The organism is Acidisphaera sp. S103 (assembly GCF_009765975.1).
Taxonomy (GTDB): domain Bacteria; phylum Pseudomonadota; class Alphaproteobacteria; order Acetobacterales; family Acetobacteraceae; genus Rhodopila.
Window position 1 is genome coordinate 14,005 of record NZ_LMUJ01000036.1, and the last position, 19,666, is coordinate 33,670.

The 19,666-nt window shown below is 64.3% G+C and carries 21 protein-coding genes; 11 read left to right on the forward strand and 10 right to left on the reverse strand.

Annotation, left to right across the window (positions count from 1 at the left end; genetic code table 11):
* Positions 1 to 1,088 (reverse strand): MFS transporter (locus GSQ89_RS08420; RefSeq protein WP_216856063.1); only part of this gene is annotated, 1,088 nt, incomplete at its 3' end.
* The gene (locus GSQ89_RS08425; protein ID WP_158923957.1) at positions 1,085 to 2,128 is read right to left on the reverse strand and encodes an LLM class flavin-dependent oxidoreductase; all 1,044 of its coding nucleotides are present in this window, start codon (positions 2,126 to 2,128) and stop codon (positions 1,085 to 1,087) included. The genes GSQ89_RS08425 and GSQ89_RS08420, both read right to left, overlap by 4 nt.
* A gap of 101 nt (positions 2,129 to 2,229) precedes the next feature.
* Between GSQ89_RS08425 and GSQ89_RS08430 the strand changes: the two genes are divergently transcribed.
* Genes GSQ89_RS08430 through GSQ89_RS40040 form a run of 3 tightly spaced genes read left to right on the forward strand, consistent with a single transcriptional unit; the run spans position 2,230 to position 3,951 of the window.
* On the forward strand, positions 2,230 to 3,294 hold the full coding sequence (locus GSQ89_RS08430) for a low specificity L-threonine aldolase (RefSeq protein ID WP_158923959.1): 1,065 nt from the start codon (positions 2,230 to 2,232) through the stop codon (positions 3,292 to 3,294).
* Positions 3,295 to 3,354: 60 nt separating this feature from the next.
* Positions 3,355 to 3,597, forward strand: a complete 243-nt coding sequence (locus GSQ89_RS08435; RefSeq protein WP_158923961.1) for a DUF433 domain-containing protein — start codon at positions 3,355 to 3,357, stop codon at positions 3,595 to 3,597.
* Between the two features lie 48 nt (positions 3,598 to 3,645).
* Positions 3,646 to 3,951, forward strand: coding sequence for a DUF5615 family PIN-like protein (locus GSQ89_RS40040; RefSeq protein ID WP_371734237.1), 306 nt, complete (start codon positions 3,646 to 3,648; stop codon positions 3,949 to 3,951).
* Positions 3,952 to 4,002: 51 nt separating this feature from the next.
* Here GSQ89_RS40040 and GSQ89_RS08445 read toward each other — a convergent pair whose 3' ends face one another.
* Positions 4,003 to 4,986, reverse strand: coding sequence for an SMP-30/gluconolactonase/LRE family protein (locus GSQ89_RS08445; RefSeq protein WP_158923965.1), 984 nt, complete (start codon positions 4,984 to 4,986; stop codon positions 4,003 to 4,005).
* 93 nt (positions 4,987 to 5,079) lie between these two features.
* Here GSQ89_RS08445 and GSQ89_RS08450 point away from each other — a divergent pair, with 93 nt between their 5' ends.
* The 5 genes from GSQ89_RS08450 to GSQ89_RS08470 all read left to right on the forward strand — a co-directional run bounded on the left by GSQ89_RS08450 (position 5,080) and on the right by GSQ89_RS08470 (position 10,808).
* Positions 5,080 to 6,693 (forward strand): hypothetical protein, encoded by a 1,614-nt coding sequence (locus GSQ89_RS08450; RefSeq protein ID WP_158923967.1) that lies wholly within the window; start codon positions 5,080 to 5,082, stop codon positions 6,691 to 6,693.
* A gap of 16 nt (positions 6,694 to 6,709) precedes the next feature.
* A complete protein-coding gene (locus GSQ89_RS08455) occupies positions 6,710 to 7,603 on the forward strand; it encodes a TauD/TfdA family dioxygenase (protein ID WP_158923969.1) in 894 nt (297 codons plus the stop codon).
* 254 nt (positions 7,604 to 7,857) lie between these two features.
* The gene (locus GSQ89_RS08460; protein WP_158923971.1) at positions 7,858 to 8,931 is read left to right on the forward strand and encodes an alcohol dehydrogenase; all 1,074 of its coding nucleotides are present in this window, start codon (positions 7,858 to 7,860) and stop codon (positions 8,929 to 8,931) included.
* A complete protein-coding gene (locus tag GSQ89_RS08465; protein ID WP_158923973.1) occupies positions 8,928 to 9,941 on the forward strand; it encodes an NADP-dependent oxidoreductase in 1,014 nt (337 codons plus the stop codon). The genes GSQ89_RS08460 and GSQ89_RS08465 overlap by 4 nt, the downstream gene beginning before the upstream one ends.
* A gap of 12 nt (positions 9,942 to 9,953) precedes the next feature.
* The gene (locus tag GSQ89_RS08470) at positions 9,954 to 10,808 is read left to right on the forward strand and encodes an LLM class F420-dependent oxidoreductase (RefSeq protein ID WP_158923975.1); all 855 of its coding nucleotides are present in this window, start codon (positions 9,954 to 9,956) and stop codon (positions 10,806 to 10,808) included.
* A gap of 5 nt (positions 10,809 to 10,813) precedes the next feature.
* On the opposite strand, the gene GSQ89_RS08475 is transcribed toward GSQ89_RS08470, so the two are convergent.
* From GSQ89_RS08475 to GSQ89_RS08495, 6 genes are all read right to left on the reverse strand, one after another.
* Positions 10,814 to 11,005 (reverse strand): hypothetical protein, encoded by a 192-nt coding sequence (locus GSQ89_RS08475; RefSeq protein ID WP_158923977.1) that lies wholly within the window; start codon positions 11,003 to 11,005, stop codon positions 10,814 to 10,816.
* A 9-nt stretch (positions 11,006 to 11,014) separates the two neighbouring features.
* A complete protein-coding gene (locus tag GSQ89_RS08480) occupies positions 11,015 to 11,803 on the reverse strand; it encodes a sulfite exporter TauE/SafE family protein (protein ID WP_158923979.1) in 789 nt (262 codons plus the stop codon).
* A gap of 216 nt (positions 11,804 to 12,019) precedes the next feature.
* Complete coding sequence (locus GSQ89_RS38395; RefSeq protein WP_216856064.1) at positions 12,020 to 12,628, reverse strand: HipA domain-containing protein; 609 nt, start codon at positions 12,626 to 12,628, stop codon at positions 12,020 to 12,022.
* Positions 12,625 to 13,263 carry a HipA N-terminal domain-containing protein gene (locus GSQ89_RS38400; RefSeq protein ID WP_216856065.1) on the reverse strand — a complete coding sequence of 213 codons (639 nt, stop codon included), beginning with the start codon at positions 13,261 to 13,263 and terminating at the stop codon, positions 12,625 to 12,627. Before GSQ89_RS38400 ends, GSQ89_RS38395 begins: the two co-directional genes overlap by 4 nt.
* Complete coding sequence (locus tag GSQ89_RS08490) at positions 13,260 to 13,469, reverse strand: helix-turn-helix domain-containing protein (protein ID WP_158923981.1); 210 nt, start codon at positions 13,467 to 13,469, stop codon at positions 13,260 to 13,262. The genes GSQ89_RS38400 and GSQ89_RS08490 overlap by 4 nt, the downstream gene beginning before the upstream one ends.
* 127 nt (positions 13,470 to 13,596) lie before the next feature.
* A complete protein-coding gene (locus GSQ89_RS08495; RefSeq protein ID WP_216856066.1) occupies positions 13,597 to 14,226 on the reverse strand; it encodes a glutathione S-transferase family protein in 630 nt (209 codons plus the stop codon).
* 69 nt (positions 14,227 to 14,295) lie between these two features.
* Here GSQ89_RS08495 and GSQ89_RS08500 point away from each other — a divergent pair, with 69 nt between their 5' ends.
* On the forward strand, positions 14,296 to 15,087 hold the full coding sequence (locus GSQ89_RS08500; RefSeq protein ID WP_158923983.1) for an alpha/beta fold hydrolase: 792 nt from the start codon (positions 14,296 to 14,298) through the stop codon (positions 15,085 to 15,087).
* A gap of 105 nt (positions 15,088 to 15,192) precedes the next feature.
* The gene (locus GSQ89_RS08505; RefSeq protein WP_158923985.1) at positions 15,193 to 16,566 is read left to right on the forward strand and encodes an MFS transporter; all 1,374 of its coding nucleotides are present in this window, start codon (positions 15,193 to 15,195) and stop codon (positions 16,564 to 16,566) included.
* Positions 16,567 to 16,740: 174 nt separating this feature from the next.
* Here the strand turns inward: GSQ89_RS08505 and GSQ89_RS08510 are convergent, their stop codons facing one another.
* Positions 16,741 to 17,895, reverse strand: a complete 1,155-nt coding sequence (locus GSQ89_RS08510; protein ID WP_158923987.1) for an LLM class flavin-dependent oxidoreductase — start codon at positions 17,893 to 17,895, stop codon at positions 16,741 to 16,743.
* A 124-nt stretch (positions 17,896 to 18,019) separates the two neighbouring features.
* Here GSQ89_RS08510 and GSQ89_RS08515 point away from each other — a divergent pair, with 124 nt between their 5' ends.
* Complete coding sequence (locus GSQ89_RS08515; protein WP_305782253.1) at positions 18,020 to 19,666, forward strand: NAD(P)/FAD-dependent oxidoreductase; 1,647 nt, start codon at positions 18,020 to 18,022, stop codon at positions 19,664 to 19,666.

Genomic DNA, 19,666 nt, shown 5'->3' on the forward strand with positions numbered 1-19,666 from the left:
GCCAATGGGCCGGCGACCTGGCCGACGTATTGTGAGGAGGTCGAATAGCCCAGGATGCTGCCGGCGCTGCGTTCGGGGACGTTGTGGCGGATCACTGTCGCGATGCAGGGCAGCAGGCCGCCCAGCGACAGGCCCATCAGGAAGCGCAACCCGATCAGTTGCCAGCCGGCGGTGACGAAGGCCTGGGGGATCAGCAGGGCGGCGCAGACCAGCAGGCAGCCGACGATGACCGTCCAGTGGCCGATCCGGTCGGCCAGTTTCCCGAGCCTCGATGCCGAAATGATGCTGCCCAGGGCCGCCGCTGCCATCACGAAGCCGGCGGTGAGGGTGACGTGCGCCGGGTTGGGAACGATTTGCGCGACGTAGACCGTGATGATCGGCTCGATCGACATGTTGGCGAACATCAGCAGCATGCCGGTCGCCAGCATGGCCATCACCGGGCCTTTGTCGGGGATCGAGGCAAATCCGGTCTTCTGCTTCGAGGCTCGGGATCGGCGTGGGCGCGGTGCCTCCTTGATCAGGAAGGTGGTGGCCAGGAACGCGACGAAGATGATGCCGCCCGCGGCCAGAAAGGTCATGCGGATGCCGATCAACGGCGGCAGGGCGCCGCCGATCAGTGGGCCGATCAGGTTTCCGGCCATGATCCCGGATGACATCATCCCGAGCGCCCAGGCGGTTTTGGCGCGGGGGGTTTGTGTGGCGACCAGGGTCATTGAGCCGGAGGAGTAGCCGCCCAACAGACCGGTCAGCAGCCTCAGTCCGACAAGTTGATAGACGTTCTGCGACAGGCCGATCAGTGACATCGCGACCGCCATGCCCAGGCTGGCGCGGATCAGCATCAGTTTGCGGCCGTATTGGTCGCCTAGTCGGCCCCATAGCGGCGCGGTCAATGCGGCGGTGAGGAAGGTCGCGCCATAGGCCACGCCGGACCATTGCACGATCGCGGCGTGATCGGTGACGCCGAGTTGCTCAACGTAGAGCGGCAGGAATGGCAGCAGCAGCGTCATCGCGATGATCGTGGTCAGCGACCCGAACACGCAGACCCACAGGTTGCGCTGCCAGTGGGCGGTACCCTCGTCCTCGGTCACAGTTCAGGCGCCACCTTCTGATTGAACAGGGTGAGGCTGGCGGCGGCCTGTTCGTAGCTTATCGGGCCGAGGCGGAACTGCATGATCAGGCCGCCGACGCCGGCGGCCTTCAGGGGGCCGAGTTTCTCGGCCACCGTCGCGGGGGAGCCGCAGACCAGCGCGTGCTCGATGGCGGCGTGGGCGGGCGGCGCGGAGCCTGGCGGTGGCATCGGCAGGATGGAGGCTTTCTGCTCCGCGTAGATACGGTTGCGCATGGCGACGCGGTGTTCGTGCATGGCGATGAAGGCGGGGACGGCGATGCGTTCGGCCTCGGCGTCGGTTTCGGCGACGAAGACGTTGCGCCAGGCCCAGCATTCGTCGGATTTCGTCGCGATGGCGGCGTCGTCCAGGCCGGTCTCGCGCAGGGTCTGTCGATACAGGTCCATGCGCTGTGTGGTGATGGCGTTGCTCTGGACATTCATCATGAACGGGTTGCCGCGGCGGGCGATGTCCAGCATGCCGTGTTCGGTGGCGGCGGCGCGGATCACGTAGGGATGCGGCTTGGTGAACACGGCGGGGCGTAGTTCGGGCAGTTTCAGGTTGAAGAACTGGCCGTGGTGGTCCAGCGGTTGGCCTTTCCAGGCCTCGAACATGATGGCTTCGGCTTCCTCGAAGCGGGCCTGGGCCTCGGTGTGGTCGATGCCGTAGCCTTGGTAGTCGTAGATGTTGTAGGCGGTGCCGCGGCCCAGGCCGACGATCATCCGACCTTTGCTGAGATGGTCGAGCAGGGCGATCTGTTCGGCGAAGCGGATGGGGTGGTGCAGCGCCATCTGCGCCACCGCGAAGCCGATGCGGGCGCGTGTCGTGGCGACGGCGAGGGCGGCGGCGAAGCTGACCGGATCGACGTAGGCGACGATGCCGTCGAAATGATGCTCCGCCAGCCAGATCGTGTCGTACCCGAGCGCATCGGTCAGTTGGGCTTCCTGGAGGGTCTCGTCGATGATGCGTCCGTCATCGGCGGCCGACATGGCGGCGGGAAACAGGAAGTTGGAGAATTTCATCCGGCACCTTTGTGAACGAACCGTTAGCATCCGACGTGGCGGCTTTGCAGGCAATGCCCCTTCTGGTACGACCAGCGTCCCAGTCGATGGAGTGTATCGCCATGAGCTACGAACCTGCGCGGGCCGATTTTGGTTTGCCTGTCCGTATCGACCTTTACTCCGACACGCATACGCGGCCTTCGCGGGCCATGAAGGAGGCGATGCTGGAGGCGGAGATGGGGGATGAGCAGGGTGGCTCCGATCCCACGGTATGGGAGCTATGCGATCGGACGGCGGCTCTGCTGGGCAAGGAGGCGGCGATGTTCATGCCGTCCGGCACGATGTGCAACCAGGTGGCGATCGCCACGCATTGCCGGCCGGGTGACGAGATCCTGGCGCATGAGGATGCGCATATCCAGTCCAGCGAGGCCGGTGGTCCCGGTGCGATCAGCGGGGTGATGATCCGCGGGTTGGCCGGCGAGCGGGGTATTTTCAGCGCCAAGACGCTGCTTGGGGCGGTGCGGCCGGTGTCGCGCTACTCGCCGCCGCAGCGGCTGGTGGAGGTGGAGCAGACCGCCAACAAGGGTGGCGGGGCGTGCTGGACGGTGGATGAGCTGCGGGCGGTGGCGGATGTGGCGCATGCGCACGGCATGAAGGTGCATATGGATGGCGCTCGGGTGCTGAACGCGGCGGTGGCGTTGCGGGTGGCGGCGAGTGACGTGACGGCTTCGTGCGATACGGTATGGGTGGATTTCACCAAGGGGCTGGGGGCGCCGTTGGGGGCGGTGCTGGCGGGGCCTCGGGACTTTATTGGTGAGGCGTGGCGGTGGAAGCAGCGTCTGGGCGGGTCGATGCGGCAGGGGGGGATGAACGCGGCGGCCTGTATCTACGCGTTGGAGCATAATATCGACCGGCTGGCGGACGATCACCGGAACGCGGCGGCGTTGGCTCAAGGTATGGCGCAGATACCGGGGATTACGGTGGAGACGCCGGAGACGAACCTGGTGTTCTTCGACACCACGGGGACGGGGCTGACGGCGGCGGAGTTCGCGAGCCGGTTGCGGCCGCTGGGGGTGACTGTGTCGGTGTCGGAGGCGTATCGGGGGCGGGCTTGCACGCATCTGGATGTGGATGCGGGGCAGATCGAGGAGGCGGTGGCGATTATGCGGAGGGTTGTTGGGGGGTAGGTGGCTGGGGCCGGGATTGGATGATAGGATCGCTCGATCTGTCGGCAAGGATGATCGTCCGTGAACGCGCTGCTTGACCGGATCTCCATCGATCCCGCGATCTGTGGTGGAAAGCCGTGCATCAAAGGCACTCGCCTTTGGGTCGCGCTGATCCTGGATTTTCTCGCGGATGGTATGACCGAGGTGGAATTGCTCTCGGAATATCCTCAGTTGGCGCATCTGGATGTCATGGCGGCGATCGCCTATGGCGCTGAGATGTCGCGCGAGCGAATCCTGCCGGTACCGTTGGAGCGTGTGGCGTGAATGAAGATCAAGCTGGATGAGAACATTGGGCGCCGCGGCCTGGAATAGCTGAGGTCGGCCGGTCATGACGTGATGACGGTGCGGGATCAGAACCTTCAGGGTGCAAGCGACGAAGCGTTGTTCGATGTGTGTGCTGGCGAAGATCGGATCCTGATTACCTTGGATCACGACTTCGGTCAGGTTTTGCGGTTTCCGCCCGAACGTAGCGCGGAATTGGTCGTATTGGAGCCAGGAGCTCGGGTGACGCCCCGATCGTTGCTGGATCGGCTGCGGGATTTCCTGGCTTTGGCCGACGTGCGATCACCGGGCGGGTCGCTTTGGATCGTGGAACGGGCCCTGTTCGTATCCATTTGAGTAACGGGGATTGATGCCAGTGGTGCGGCGTGCGGTGAAATAATCAAGCTCCTATCCCCTCACCAGCCGCACCACCTGATGATGTTCGCTATCTCCTACCAGTACGCTGCCATCCGGTGCGACCAGTGCCCCGTGCGGACGGGCCAAGCCTGAGGCGATCGTCGTTACGGTCCAGGTCTTCGCATCGATCCGCCGGATCGCGTGGCTCTCCGTATCCACAACGAAGATGTTGCCGTCCAGATCGACCGCCATTTCCTTCGGTGCGTCGAACACCGCGAGACGCGCATCGCCGCCGTCTCCGGCGTAGCCACGGGCGCCGGTGCCGGCAACGGTTTCGATGATGCCGTCGCGGATGCGGCGGATGCAGCTTCCTTGGCGCTCCATCACATACAGCGATCCATCGGGGGCAAACGCCACCGCTCGGGCGCCGAACACCGCCGCTTGGGTTGCGGGGCCGCCGTCGCCGTCGTGGCGTGCCTCGCCTGTCCCGGCGAATGTCTGGATTGTGTTGGTCGTCAGGTCCACCACGCGAACCCGGTGGCCGGCGACGTCGGCGATGAACAGCCTTGTTTGGTCGGGGCTGAGGGCGAGGCCGTTCGGTTCGGCCAATCCAGCGACGGCGGCGGGTCCACCGTCACCGCTGTAGGTTCCGGCGCCGTCGCCCGCCAAAGTGGAGATCGTGCCGCTGGTATCGATAACGCGTACCCGGCGATTCAACCGGTCGGCGAAAAACACGCGACCTGAACGGTCGGCGACTACGCCGTAGGGTTCGTTCAGCTCTGCGTGCGACGCGGGGCCGCCGTCGCCGGCAAATCCCTTCCGGCCGGTGCCGCAGATCGTCGATATGGTTCCTGTTGCGGTATCGACCCGGCGGATGCAATGGTTGAAGGTGTCGGAAAAAACCAAGTCTCCGTCCGGGAGAAACGTCAGGTCGAATGGATTGTTCAGTCGGGCGGCGGTGGCGGCTGATCCGTCTCCGGAATAGCCTTGTTCGCCGGTTCCGGCCACGACGCTGACGGTCCAGGTGCTGCTCATTGTGCCGTTTTCCCCTCTGTCAAGCCTCACGATGGTTGTCGCCGCCAGCATGTCAAGCGTAGGATCGACAGGGAATAGTCGGAGGGAACAAAGGTGGACACCAATATCGCTTCGGATGCCAGGGGCAACAGCGCGGTGCGCGGTCTATATGACAAGTTGGAAGACCGCTGCCTGATGCGTGACCAGAAGGGCGCCAGCGATGTCTATTACGACCTGGTGCGCGCCGGCCGGCCGTTGACGGAAATCATCGCCGAGGGCGTTCGTATCCACGCGCCCTATACGCATGTGCCCTATCACGAGCGGATCGACGATGGGTACCCCAATTTCGTCAACAATGACCATTGCCTGCTGAGTGCACGTGCCACCATCAATCTGAACCGGATGCTGCCCTCGCATCTGGCGATGCTGCCGATGGCACAGACGATCTGGTACATCCCCACCGGCCTGGATATCTGGGCGCAGAAGATCGATCAGGCGCCCGGTCACTACACCCGTCATCGCGGCAATAGTCAGGTGGAGGAAGCGCCGCCGGCGCCGCATGTCTACTGGCCGGATCAGGAACCGACCGCGCTGGGCGGCCCGCTGAAGGACCGTCTGAACAACTGGATGACGCTGGTGCACCGCGGCGAGGTGATCGAGGCATACCGGGTGTTCCTCGGGCTGATGCAAAACAGCGCCGAACGGAAGCAGGTGCTGGCCGAGATGGTGTTCGCTGGCCTGATCGATGTGCAGGATCGGGTGCTGCACAACCGGTCTTATACGACGGGTCATAAGGCGTATCGGGCTCGTTCGACCGTTGAGATCGGCAACGCGCTGGGCTGGGAGAATGCCCATAATGTGGTGTATGCCGGGGCGCTGGATATCGCCGTCGGGCCGCGCTGGTATTCGACGTATGAAGTCGCCTGCAACTACGTCAAGATGATGATCGAAGGCGAAACGTTGCGCGCGGTTCCGTATGGCGGCGTCAGCGAGGCCGAACTGACGGTGCTGCGCAACACCCAGCCGGTGAACCAGCAGGAAGCCGCGGAATTCACCCACGCCGTGTTGCGGCAGGGGGATATCGAGACGCTGGAAGCGGTCACCAAGCTGCTGAAGGCCGGCAAAGACCCTCGGCGGATCCTGGATGTGCTGCAGTTGGCGGTGGGACAACTGGTGCTGGAAACGCGGGATCCGAACGCGTTCAACATGCCGCATCACTGCTACGAATATCACAACACGCTGGCGTGGTTTTACGACAACTTCGACCATCCGCGGCGGCTGCGGCTGCTGTACGTCGCGGCGATGTTCGCCAACAAGGTTGCGTACAACCAGCAGGGCCTGGGTGAGGTGCATCCGGTGCCGTCACAGGTTCCCTCGGGTGCGGGATCGCTGAGCGCGGATCAGTTGCTGGACCGGGTCGATACCGCGATCTGTGCCCTGAACGGGGATGAGGCCGTGGGTTGGACGCAGGCGTACTGCGACAACGTGAGTGAGCGGGATCGGCTTGTGCAACGTATTGCTCTGGCGGCGTGCAAGTTGGGCAATGATCCGCACAACCAGGAAATCGCTCAGTGCATGCTGATGGATTTCGGCACCAACCGGCAGCCGGACCGTGACAAGCTGTTACTGGTGGCCGCCTATCATACCGCCATGCACCGTAAGTATGGCGATCCGTCAGAACCGTCCCGCCGCTTCGGCCATGCGATGGGTCTGGCGGAACTGCACTGAGTAAGGGACTTATATCATGACATTTTCGATCCGTCCGCTCGACGCTGTTTCTCGCCCGTTTTTCGGCGGCGAAGTGTCGGGCATCGATATCACCCGGAAGTTGACCGGCGAGGAAGCCACCTCGATCGAAAAGGGTATGGACCATTACGGTGTGCTGGTCTTTCACGGCCAGCACTTCGATGACGAAACGCAACTGGCGTACTCCCGCAATTTCGGCATGCTGGAGGAAGCCAGTGGCGACCTGAACTGGGGCAAGGCTCGGCGTATCGAGTCGGCGCTCGTGAACGACATCTCCAACCTGGATAACGACAACCAGGTCTTGGCGCGCGACAATCGCAAGCGGCTGTTCAGCCTGGGCAACCGGTTGTGGCACTCCGACAGTTCGTTCAAGGAAGTGCCTGCCAAATACTCGCTGTTGTCGGCTCGTAAGATTCCGGCGGCCGGCGGCAATACCGAATTCGCCGACATGCGGGCAGGTTACGACACGCTGGATGACGAAACGAAGGCGGAGATCGAGAACCTGGTTTGCGAGCACAGCCAACTGTACTCCCGAGCGCTGTTGGGGTTCGACGATTTCAGTGAGGAGGATCGCGTTCGGTTCAAGCCGGTGCTGCAACGGCTGGTGCGGCGGCATCCGTCGACAGGCCGCAAGTCGCTGTATCTGGCGTCCCACGCCGGTGCCATCGTCGGCTGGCCGGTGCCGGAAGCGCGCGCCCTGCTGCGCGACTTGATCGAACACGCAACCCAGCGGAAGTTCGTCTACGCCCATGAGTGGAAGCAGTGGGACCTGGTGATGTGGGACAACAGGGCCACGATGCACCGCGCTCGGCCGTTCGACCCAAAGGAAGTGCGCGACATGCACCGCACGACCGTCGGCTGCGAGCTTTCGACGATGGCGGAGGCGGCTTAAGGCAAAGATCGGGGCTCTGCCCCGAACCCCGCCAAGGGGCGAGGCCCCTTGGAACCTGGTTATTAGGGAAGGTGGGCAGGAGGGGCGACCGAGGCCGTTGATAGGTCTGCGTCGCTCCCTCCTGCCCACCTTCCCTAAAAAATAAGCGGGATCAAAGGGCCAATGGCCCTTTGCGGGTCCGGGCAGAGCCCGGTCTTGCTTAATCCCGCCCACGCGCTATCCATCGGTCGAACGCCAGAAAGCAGGAGACAGACATGCGCGCTTGGGCCGTGGTTGAGAATGGGCAGCCCCTGAAGGAAATCGAGCTGCCGACGCCGGAGCCGACGGGCACCGAGGTTCTGCTTGAGGTGACTCATTGCGGCGTTTGCCACTCCGACCTGCATATCTGGGAGGGTTATTACGACGTTGGCGGCGGGCAGAAGATGTCGCTGGTCGATCGTGGTGTGGTTTTGCCGCTGGCGATGGGGCACGAGATTGTTGGCCGGGTGGTGAAGCTGGGGCCGGACGCCAAAGGCGTGAAGATCGGTGACTTGCGGATTGTTTTTCCTTGGCTTGGATGCGGCAAGTGCGAGACTTGCCTCGCCGAAGAAGACAATATGTGCATCGTCGCGGCGCGTAGCCTGGGCGTGTATCAGAACGGCGGCTATGGCACCCATGTCGTTGCGCCGCATCCTCGGCATCTGGTTGATCCGGGTTCGTTGGATCCCGCAGTGGCGGCGACCTATGCGTGTTCGGGCATTACGGTGTTTTCGGCGATCAAGAAGGCGATGCCGCTGGCGCCGGAGCAGCCGATCGTGCTGGTGGGTGCGGGTGGGCTGGGGCTGAACGCCATCGCCGTGCTGAAGGCGATGAAGCACCAGAACATCATCAGTGTGGATGTCAGTGTCGAGAAGCGTGAGGCGGCGCTGAAGGCGGGCGCACACAAGGTGGTGGACGGCAGTGGTGACGGGCCGACGGTGACCAAGCGGATTATCGAGGCGGCGGGCGCGCCGGTGCTGGCGGTGATCGACCTGGTGAACGGGACGGCGACGGCCAGGTTTGCCTTCGGCGCGTTGGCGAAAGGCGGGAAACTGATCCAGGTTGGTCTGTTCGGCGGCGAGCTGATGCTGCCGCTGCCGATCATGGCGATACGGGCGCTGACGGTTCGCGGCAGCTATGTGGGCAACCCGAAGGAACTGCGGGAGCTGGTGAAGCTGGCGCAGGACGGGGAACTCGAGGCGTTGCCGGTGGCGACGGTGCCCCAAAGCCAGGCGCATGAGGCGCTGATGCGGCTGCGGGATGGCAAAGTGACCGGCCGCCTGGTGCTGAAAGCCGAGGCGGTGGCATGAGCGCCAGCGGGCTGCGCCGTTCGGTCGTGCTGAAAAGCCGGCCGCGCGGCGAACCGGTGGCCGAGGATTTCGGCATTGTCGAGGATGCCATCCCGAAGGCGGGCCCGGGTGAGGTGGTGACTCGGACGCTGTTTCTGTCGATCGATCCGTATATGCGGGGCCGGCTGCGGGAGGAACAGACTTACGCGGTGGCGATCCAGATCGGTGAAGTCATGACTGGCGAGACGGTGGGGCAGGTCGTTGCGTCGGCCGATCCTGCGTTCGTTCCAGGTGATATCGTCGTGGGCGCTCGGGGGTGGCAGACGCATTCGGTGACTCCCGGAGAACGGCTGGTCAAGATCCCGAAGGGCGGTGCGCCGCTGTCGACGTATCTGGGTGTGCTGGGGATGCCGGGCGCGACGGCTTATGCGGGTGTGACGGAAATCTGTAAGCCGAAGGCTGGGGAAACGTTTGTTGTTTCGGCGGCGTCCGGCGCGGTCGGATCGGTTGCCGGGCAGATCGCCAAGCGGGCGGGTGCTCGGGTTGTCGGCATTGCCGGCGGTGCGGATAAGTGCCTGTGGGTGCAGGACAGTCTGGGTTTCGATGATTGCGTGGATCACCGGTCGTTGGATCTGGGTCGGGAACTGCGGTCGGCGTGTCCGAACGGCATCGACTGCTATTTCGAGAATGTCGGCGGCGTGGTGCAGGCGGCAGTGTTCGACCAGTTGAATGCGTTCGCGCGTGTCGCGATGTGCGGGATGGTCTCGCAGTATAATGAGCACACCTTTCCGGCCGGGCCGAATTTGGGTTTCGTCGTGGGCAAGCGGGTGCATATCCAGGGGTTTATTGTTTCGGACCGGCCGGAGCGGATGACCGAATGGCGTTCGCTGGCGGCGCCTTGGGTGGCGGACGGCAGCCTGAAATACCGGGAGGATGTGATCGACGGGCTGGAGAATGCGCCGGACGCGCTGACCGGCATCTTGAGCGGACGGAATTTCGGCAAGCTACTGGTCAGGGTTTCGGCTGAGTAAGGAGACGGTCCCATGCAGTTCGGCGCGTCGATGTTTTTCACGGATTACTCGATTACGCCGGTGGCGTTGGGCCGAGCGTTGGAGGAGCGAGGGTTCGATATTTTGTGGGCGCCGGAGCATTCGCATATTCCGGTGTCACGGAAGACTCCGTTTGTGCTCGGGGCAGAGTTGCCTAAGCGTTACTACGACGTGATGGACCCATTTGTGACGTTGACGGCGGCGGCGGCGGTGACGTCTACGTTGAAGCTGGGAACAGGCGTTTGCCTGATCGCGCAGCGGGATCCGATTCAGACGGCGAAGCTGGTGGCGTCGATCGATCGGGTCTCGGGTGGTCGTTTCGTGTTCGGGATCGGCAATGGCTGGAACCAGGACGAGATGGAAAACCACGGCACGGTGTTCGAGTCCCGGCACAAGCTGGCGCGCGAGCGGGTCGAGGCGATGAAGGCAATCTGGACGCAGGATACGGCGGAATATCATGGGGAATTCGTCGATTTCGGGCCGATGGCGGCTTGGCCGAAGCCGGTGCAGAAGCCGCATCCGCCGATCCTGATCGGGGGTGCGTTTCCGTACAGCGCTAGGCGGGCGATACGGTATGGCGACGGGTGGATGCCGCAGGCGACAGCGGCGAACAAGACGCCGCTGACGGAATTGATTCCCCGGTTCCGCGAGATGGCGGCGGAGGCGGGACGCGACCCGGCGGCGATGCAGATCGTGATGGGCGCTCAGCTGCCCGATGCGGCGCTGATCGGGCAGTATCAGGCGTTGGGGGTGGATATCGTGTATCCCAGCCTGCCGTCGGAGGGTGAGGATACGATTTTACCCATGCTGGATCAGTGGGTTTCGGTGATGCGACAGGTGAATGGGTAGCAGAGTTACGTGTAGGCGGCTTCGACCATCCGCCTGACGGCTTCGTCGGCGGGGTGGTCTTCAGTTTCCGCTGGTTGCGGTGTCGTGCCGGGTAAGGAATCAATCCGAAAAACCGGCACGGCCGGCAGGTCGACGTCGCGGCGGCGGGGAGCCCGGTTGGGGGTGCCAGCACTCGATGATGGGCGCTTGCGTCGCATGGCTTCCTCCTAAAACACCAGTCGGCCGCCGACGATGCATAACACCACCGCCAGGATGGGGCGCAGGACGGCGTCGGGGATGTGGGCGGACAAGTAGCTACCCAGCACGATGCCGGGGATCGAGCCGCTCAGCAGCGTCGCCAGCAGCGGCCAGTCCACCGATCCCAGCCACCAGTGGCCGGCCCCGGCGATCAGTGTCAATGGCACCGCGTGGGCGATGTCGGACCCGACGATCACCGCCATTGGGGTCCTCGGGTAGAGCATCAGCAGCGCGGTGACGCCAAGCGCCCCGGCACCCACCGAGGATAGGGTGACCAGAGCGCCCAGGACCACGCCCGTGACCACGGTCAGGCTGGCGGCCTGGCTTGGTGTCACGCGATCCAGCAGTGGTCCCATCAGGCTCAGGAAGTATTGGCGGAAGATCAACGACAGCGCCGTCAGCAGCAGCATGATTCCCAGGACGACCGAGATGACCTGTCCGCTGCCTGGGCCGCCGATGTGATAGTGGGAGATCGCCAGCAGCGTTAGCACCGTCGCCGGTACGCTGCCCGTCGCCAGCCGCCGGACGATGCGCCAATCGACCGTGTGGTTCATGCCGTGAACCAGGGTGCCGACCGACTTGGTAGCCGATGCATAGAGCAGGTCGGTTCCCACCGCCGTTGACGGATGTATGCCGAACAGCAGCACCAGGATGGGTGTCATCAGAGAGCCGCCGCCGACGCCGGTCTGTCCGACCAGCAGGCCCACGAAAAACCCCGAAAGGATGAAGAAAGGGTTAACGCTGGAAAACAAGTGCATACGCGATCATCCGCTCCGACGTGATAGCCTACCACACCAGTTTCGCCGGTAGCAGTGGTCGGGACGTTGCCATATCAGGAAGCCCGAGGGGTCGTCAGCACTCTTTCGCGGGGAAGAATTATTGTCCGCCGCAACCGACATGGAGAGTTCAATTTACTCTTCGGATAATTGAATCGGGAGATTTGTAGCCCGTGTTGGGTTCGATTTCCGGCGCCGTCAGGGTGTGTCCCGTTCTGCGTTGCGGCGGACGGTGACGCATAGTTTGCGGATCTCGTCGCGGGCAACATCCAGGTTATGGTGGCCTGCGGCGGGCAGGTTTCGTACAGTCTCGATCGCAGGGTCCAACCTGGAGAAAACCAGGTCCGCCATGCGGATCACCCGGCGGACGGTCGCGGTGGCGTTCAGGCCGCAGTCAGCCGCCATGCGCTGCCAGTCGCGGCGCTGGATGTGCATGCCGCGGCGTTGGCCGCCGATGCTCCGCGCATGGTTCAGGGTGATACTTTCCCATGCCGCACCGCACATCAGGTCGTATAGCGGGGCGAAACGAAAGCCGGTCCGGTCGACCAGCATGGAATAGTTTTTCGCATGCGAATCGACGTTGCCGATGATTACGTTGAAGATCACCGCGTCCAGCAGACGCAGTGTATCGGCACCTGTCATGCATGCGCGTGTCAGCCCGAAGAAATCCATCAGTGACGGCCCCGGCGTCCCACTCTGATTGTGCTGGTACTTCGCGCTCGGTGGCCGGCCCAGTGCCTGGCAAAAATCCTCCTGGTGCAGGCGATACCACAACGGGGTCGCCGGAACGCGGTCGTAGCGGGTCACCAGGAGATAGGACCGAGCACCGCTTTGCCGGTGGTGATTTCGGCTGCGGGCAGGCCGCTGTGCCTGGCCAGGGTCAGGCACAGGGCCTCGTTCTGGACACTGCCGGCCAGGCGGGGATTGTCTGGCTTCAGGATGTGGGTGGAGGGTGCGCCGTGGATCGGGATGGCGACATGCCCGTTGCGGATGGCCACGGGCAGCTTATCCTGTGCGCCGGCGAGGCTCATGGAGACACCCTCGTCGCCGGCCAGGAAAGGGCGGGCAGGCAGCGCGTCGATGATGCATTCCAGCGCGTTGTCGTCGGGTACGTCGCGGTAGCCGGGGGTCTCGTCTGGGCCCTGAGGACCGATGGTCAGCGCGCCGGCGGTGTCACGGCCGATGCGTTCCAGCAGCCCGAGGACGTCGCCACGCGCGATGCCCAGGGTGCGGCCTATGGTGTCGAGCGGCCCGCTCTCCGGCAGCAGGTTCTGCAGCCATGGGATCAGCACCTCCGCGGGAACGTCGCCCGGGTCCAGGGGCATGCGGACCGAGACTGGGAACGCGTCGGCCGCGGTCAGCCAGTCGGGATCGTAGCGGAGGACCGGACCGTCCTCGATGCTGGCGACATGGCGGTCCTGGTACCAGACCGGGATGGTCATGGAGGCGGCGGATCGGGCGGCAGGAGGTGCCAGCCGACTGCCTGTGCGGCGGCCAGGGCCTTGCCGAGTTGGCAGGTGGTCTTGCCGGCCTCGAGATCGATGATGAAGCGTTCGCCGGTGTCGATGACTAGGGCCAGATCGCGCTGGGTCATTTTCTGGCGGCGGCGGAAGGCGCGAATGGTCTGGCCGAACTGTTGGGGGGTCATGTGGTTATCTTCCCGAGCGGGAAGAATGGCAAGTTAATCCGGTCTTTGCAAGGAGAAACTTCCTGAGCGGTAAGAATGGTGGGGATTTGTCCCGAACGGGGGATGATTCTTCCCGATCAGGATGATTTTAGCGGTCGTCCACTGGCATGTTCGCTTGCACCGACGGGCGGGCGTTGAACGTCGCGTGCCAGGCGGCGAGTTCGGGGTGGCCGTCACGCCAGGACAGGTCGGCGAAGCGGAAATCCAGGTAGGCCAGCGCCACGCCGATCGCGAGATGGCCGACGGAGAAGCGGCTGGACGCCAGGGCCTCTGCTTCTTCCTCCAGCGCCGCCACGCAGGCGACCAGCTTGGCGCGCCACAGGGCCTTGTGCGGTTCGCTTTGGCGTTCGGGGGGACGGAAGCCCTCGGCCAACAGCGGCAGGGCGTTGTCGAGCATCCCCTGGCCCAGGGCGTGACGACGCAGCGCGGTGAGGCGCTCGGGCCAGGCGGCTGGGTAGAGTTTCGGGCCGTCGTGCAGGGTGTCGAGATATTCGATGATCACCGGGGAGTCGTAGATGGCGGTGCCGTCGGGCAGCTCCAGCGTGGGAATTTTGCCGACCGGGTTGATCTTCATCAGCTCCCAATGCGGGGTGGTGCCGCCGGTCACGGTCCGGACGATGCGGACGCGGTCCTGCAGGCCCATCTCGGCGATCGCGATCATCACCTTGCGGACATAGGGCGACCGTGGGGACCAATGCAGGGTCATCGTCTGGGACATGCGCACACCTTCACGAGGCATCCGGTCCGCCGTATCGTGCGGGCCAAAGAGGGGAAGGGGACGTTTGCCATGAACTGGATCGAAGTCAACGGCACCAGCCTGCGGTATGAGGTCAGCGGCGCCGGGCCGTCCACCCTGGTGCTGGTGCACGAAATGGGTGGCACGCTGGATAGCTGGGACCAGGTGCTTCCGGCGCTGAACGCCAGCCGCCGGGTGGTGCGCTATGATACGCGCGGGGCCGGGTTGTCGGAGAAGATCGCTGGGACGGTGACCTGGGACCAGATGGCCGGCGACCTCGCCGGGCTGCTGGATGCGCTGGGGATCACCGGCAAGGTGTCGCTGGCCGGCATTGCGGTGGGGGCGGCGATCGCCGTGCATTTCGCCGTGCGTTACCCGGACCGAGCGGCGGCGCTGGTGCTGCATGGGCCGGCGGTTGGCGTGGGGGAGGATCGGCGGCAGGCGACGCTGGATCGGGCGGCGGCCGTGCAGGCGGGCGGGATGCGTGGGGTGGTGGAGACCAGCCTGGCTGCTTCATATCCACCGGTGGTGCGGCACAACCAGGCTGTGTTCGAGGGATTTCGAGCGCGTTGGCTGGGGAATGATCCGGAGAGTTTCGCGGCAATCAATCGGATGCTGGCGGCGGAGAATATCGAGCATGAGTTGGATCGGGTTGGGTGTCCGGCGCTGGTGACGGCTGGGCGGCACGATGGGCTGCGGCCTCGGTCGGTGATCGAGCCGATGGCCGGGCGAATTCCTGGGGCGCAGTTTTTGGAGCTGAACAGCGGGCATTTCGCGTCGGTGCAGACGCCGGGGCTGGTGTCTCAGGCGATCCATTCGTTCCTGCACGGGATGGGGCAGTGATTGGGACGGGTTCTCTCGGGGACGTGTAGAGCCTGCTGACAGGACGGTGTCAGCAGGGGGTCGTTAGCATGATGGGCATTCGAAGTACGTTCGAAGGGACCATTCATGCTTTCCCAAGTTGCCGAAATTGTCGCGCCGGTGGAGAACACCGCTCGCCGGCGCGGTTTTATCCTTTTGACGCTGTGCCTGGGGGTGCTGGTCGCGCAGGTTGACACCTCCGTGGTCAACCTGGCCGCTCGGCAGATCGGGGTGGCGTTTCATGCGTCCGTCGCCTCGCTGCAATGGGTGCTGGACGCCTACAACCTGGTCTACGCGGTGCTGCTGCTGAGTGGCGGGCTGTGCGCCGATCTGTTCGGGCGGCGGCTGATTTTCCAGGCGGGGGCGGCGGTGATCGCGGTGTCCTCGGTGGGGTGCGTGCTGTCGCCTGATATCGGCGTGCTGGTCGGTGCTCGTGTGATGATGGGGGTCGGTGCGGCGATGCTGCTGCCGGCTTCGCTGGCGATCGTGCGGGTGGTTTGGCCGGATCGGGCCGAACGGCAGCGGGCGCTGGGTGTGTGGGCGAGCTGCAACGGGTTGGCGTTCGTGATCGGGCCGACGCTAGGCGGCCTGCTGATCGGGCATTTCGGCTGGCAGGCCGTGTTTCTGGTCGCGGTTCCGCTGGCGGTCGCGGCGGTGGTGCTGGCGGGCGTTGTCGTGCCGGAGTCAGCGAGCCCGGCCGGCCGAAGCCTGGATTTCCCCGGGCAGGTCCTGGGTGCGGTTAGCCTTGGCGGGCTGGTGTTCGGGGTGATTGCCTTGCGTGAAGGCGGCTGGGCCGGCGTGGTGTCGCTAGCCGTCGCGGTGATCGCCATTCCGTTGTTCCTGAGGGTGGAACACCGAGCGGGCGGGCGGGCGCTGGTGCCGCTGGATTTGTTCCGGGGTGGGGCATTCCGTGGGGCGGTCGCGGCTACTTCGGCGATGACGTTCGGTATCTACGGCATGATTTTTCTGCTGCCGCTGGTTTGGCAGTCGTCCGGGTTACTGACGGCTCGGGGTGCCGGGTTGGCATTGGCGCCATGCGCGGTGCTGTTCTTCGTGATTGCGCCTCGGTCCGGCCATTTGGCGCAGCGCATCGGCGTGCGGGCGTCGACCGCCGGGGGAACGGCCATTATTGGGCTGGGGCTCGTAGCGCTGAGCCTGACGCATCTTGGCGCGCCGTTGCCGGCGGCATTGGTGGGATTGGCGCTGACCGGGATCGGCATGGGGATCAACACCGGGCCGCTGATGGCGGTGGCGGTTGACGCGGTGGGACCGGAGCGGTCGGGCACCGCGTCGTCGCTGATCAATGTCGCTCGCATGGTTGGGGCCACGATGGGTGTGGCGGTGCTGGGTGCGGCCTTCGCGCTGGGCGGCGGTGGTGTGGAAGGGTGGCGCGCCGCGATGCTGCTGGGTGGCGTGGTGCAGCTTTTCGGCGCGCTGGCGGCTTGGCGGACGGTTCGGTAGGGCGTGTTTATGTCCGGCCGGCGAGAGATTGAGGCACCGGCCTTTCGTCGTCATGGTGAGCGAAGGCTCACCATCCATGCCTTGGGTTGGAGAGGCAGAAGGCGTGGATGCCGAACTGCATCGGCATGACGAGCGGAGTTGCGTTACTCCGCCGCATGACGGGCGGAGTTGGGGTTACTCGGCCGCCCGCTTCTTCGCCGCTAGCCGGTCGATCTCCGCTTGTACGGCGGCGCCGGACTGGCCGGTGAACTCGTCGTGGTGGTCGCGGGCGTAGGCGTAGCTGCCGGTGCGCCACTCGCGGGACGACTGGAAGTGCGGGTGGACGTAGCGGGCCATCAGCTCGTAGTGGCGCTTGGTCTCGGCCCAGTCGGCCCAGTTCTGTGCCAGTTCCATGATGACGCCGAAGCCGCCGGACCCTTTCAGCAGACGCTCTATGAATACGATGGCATCGTCCGGCGTGCCGATGCAGGCGGTGCCGCTGTCGACCATGTATTGGTAGCGGTCGGTGATTTCGCCTGGAACGATCGGGAACGTCGCGACATCGCGGAAGTAGTCACAGAACTGGTCCAGGCCGTGCTTGACGTTTTCACGGGCCTTTTCGCGGGTTTCGGCGATGTGCATCAGGGTGACCAGGCGCCAGTCCTTACGGTCCGGGGTGTGGCCGTTTTCCTTTGCCGTGGTGGCGTAGAGATCCCAGTTGCTGGCGTGGTGTTTCAGCGCGTCGTCGCTGGTGCCGCCGATCGACAGCATGCCGAGGCCGTGGCGTCCGGCGGCCAGCGCGCCGGCGGGGGAGCGGGCGGCGGCGACCGCCATCTCCATGCGCGGGCGGGTGTACGGGGGCAGTTGCAGTTGCGCGTCGCGCAAGTCGAACCAATCGGTTTTGCGGGTGACGTTTTTGCCGGCCAGCAATTCGATGATCACATCGAGGGATTCGTTCATCATGCGGCGCTGGTCGGCCGGGTCGATGCCGATTTTCTTCGCGTCATGCACCAGCGAACCAGGGCCGACACCGAGCATGGCTCGGCCGCGGGTCTGGTAGTCGAGCTGGACCATGCGGTCGGCGACGATGAACGGGTTGTGGTAGGGCAGTGACACCACGCCGGTGCCGAGGCGGATGTGTTTCGTGCGTTCGGCGGCGGCGGCGATGAAGACCTCGGGGCTGGCGACAATCTCGAAGCCGCCGGAGTGATGCTCGCCGATCCAGGCTTCGTGATAGTTCAGGGCGTCCAGATGCTGGAGTAGCTCCATGTCCCGTTCCAGGGCCAGAATGGGGTTTTCCGCCAGGCTGTGGAACGGCGCGAGGAAGATGCCGCTGCGTAGGTTGGTCATTGGGGGCTCCTGTGGATTTCGCGGGCAATCTGGTTGAATTCGGGCGTGCGTTCAATGCCAGGGTTGACAGAGGGTGGGAAATCCGGAGCGTCGGGGCGGGTGGAAACAATCGGGAGGCCGCGCCGTGTCTGAGGTTATGGAAGAAGGGCGAACCGCCACGGCTGCGGATACGCGGCACTTCGATGTGGTGGTCGTGGGCGGCGGGCTGGGCGGCCTGTACGCCCTGCATCGGCTGCGCGGGCTGGGGCTGTCGGTGCGCGTGTTCGAGGCCGGGTCCGGCGTCGGCGGAACATGGTTCTGGAACCGCTATCCTGGCGCTCGGTGCGACGTCGAGAGCATGGAGTATTCCTATGGGTTCTCCGATCCGTTGCAACAGGAATGGCATTGGCCGGAGCGGTATGGAACGCAGCCGGAAATCCTGCGGTATATTAACCATGTCGCTGATCGGTTCGATTTGCGTCGGGATATCCAGCTAAATACCCGCGTGGTGTCGGCGGTGTTCGATCCGGCGGCCGGGCAGTGGACGTTGGGGACCGAGCAGGGGGAGATGGTTACCGCTCGGTTTTGCGTGATGGCGAGTGGGAATTTGTCCACGCCGCGGGTGCCGGATTTCAAGGGATTGGAGTCGTTTCAAGGGAAATGGTACCACACCGGGCTGTGGCCGCATGAAGGTGTGGATTTCTCCGGCTTGCGGGTGGGGGTGATCGGCACAGGATCGTCCGGCGTGCAGATGATCCCGCATATCGCGGCGCAGGCAGATCATCTGACGGTGTTTCAGCGCACGGCGAATTTCAGTTTGCCGGCGCGGAATGCACCGCTGGATCCGGAGAAGGAGCGACGCCACAAGCAGGAATACGAGGATCGCCGGCGGGCCGCGCTGGATACGCCGTTCGGGATTGCCGGGCATCCGGCGCCGACCCAGGGCGCTCTGCAAGTCACCGAGGCGGAGCGGCAGAGTGCCTATGAGCGGAAATGGGCCGAGGGGGGCAGCATCAGTTTCCTGTATTCCTATACCGATCTGCTGGTGAACCAGGAGGCGAACGATACGGCGTCGGAGTTCGTGCGGCAGAAGATCAGAAGCATCGTCCGCAATCCGGCGACGGCGGAGATCCTGGCGCCGAAGGATCATCCGATCGGGACGAAGCGATTGTGCCTGGATACCAACTACTACGAGACGTATAACCGCAATAACGTTTCTCTGGTGGATGTGAAGAGCGATCCGATCCAGGAGATTGCCGCGACGGGTCTGCGGACTCGCGATGGGACGTTTGGGCCGTTCGATGCGATCGTGTTTGCCACGGGTTTCGATGCGATGACCGGGGCGTTGCGGGAGATCGATGTTCGCGTTGAGGGCGGTCCGGCACTGGCGGAGCAGTGGGAGGCTGGGCCTCGGACCTATCTGGGGCTGATGGTGTCTGGGTTTCCCAATATGTTTGTTGTGACAGGGCCGGGTAGCCCGTCGGTGAAGACCCAGATGATCCTGGCGATCGAGCAGCATACGGACTGGATTGCCGATTGCCTGACGTATATGCGCGACCATGGCTACGAGCGGATCGAGGCGAGCCGGCCGGCTCAGGATGCGTGGGTCGAGCACGTCAATCAGGTGGCTGACAGCACGTTGTATCCGTTGGCGAACTCCTGGTACGTGGGGGCGAATATTCCGGGCAAGCCGCGGGTGTTCATGCCGTATGTCGGTGGGTTCGCCGGGTATAAGCGGCGGTGCGATTCGGTTGCGGCGAATGGGTATGAGGGGTTTGTGCTCAGCCGGTAG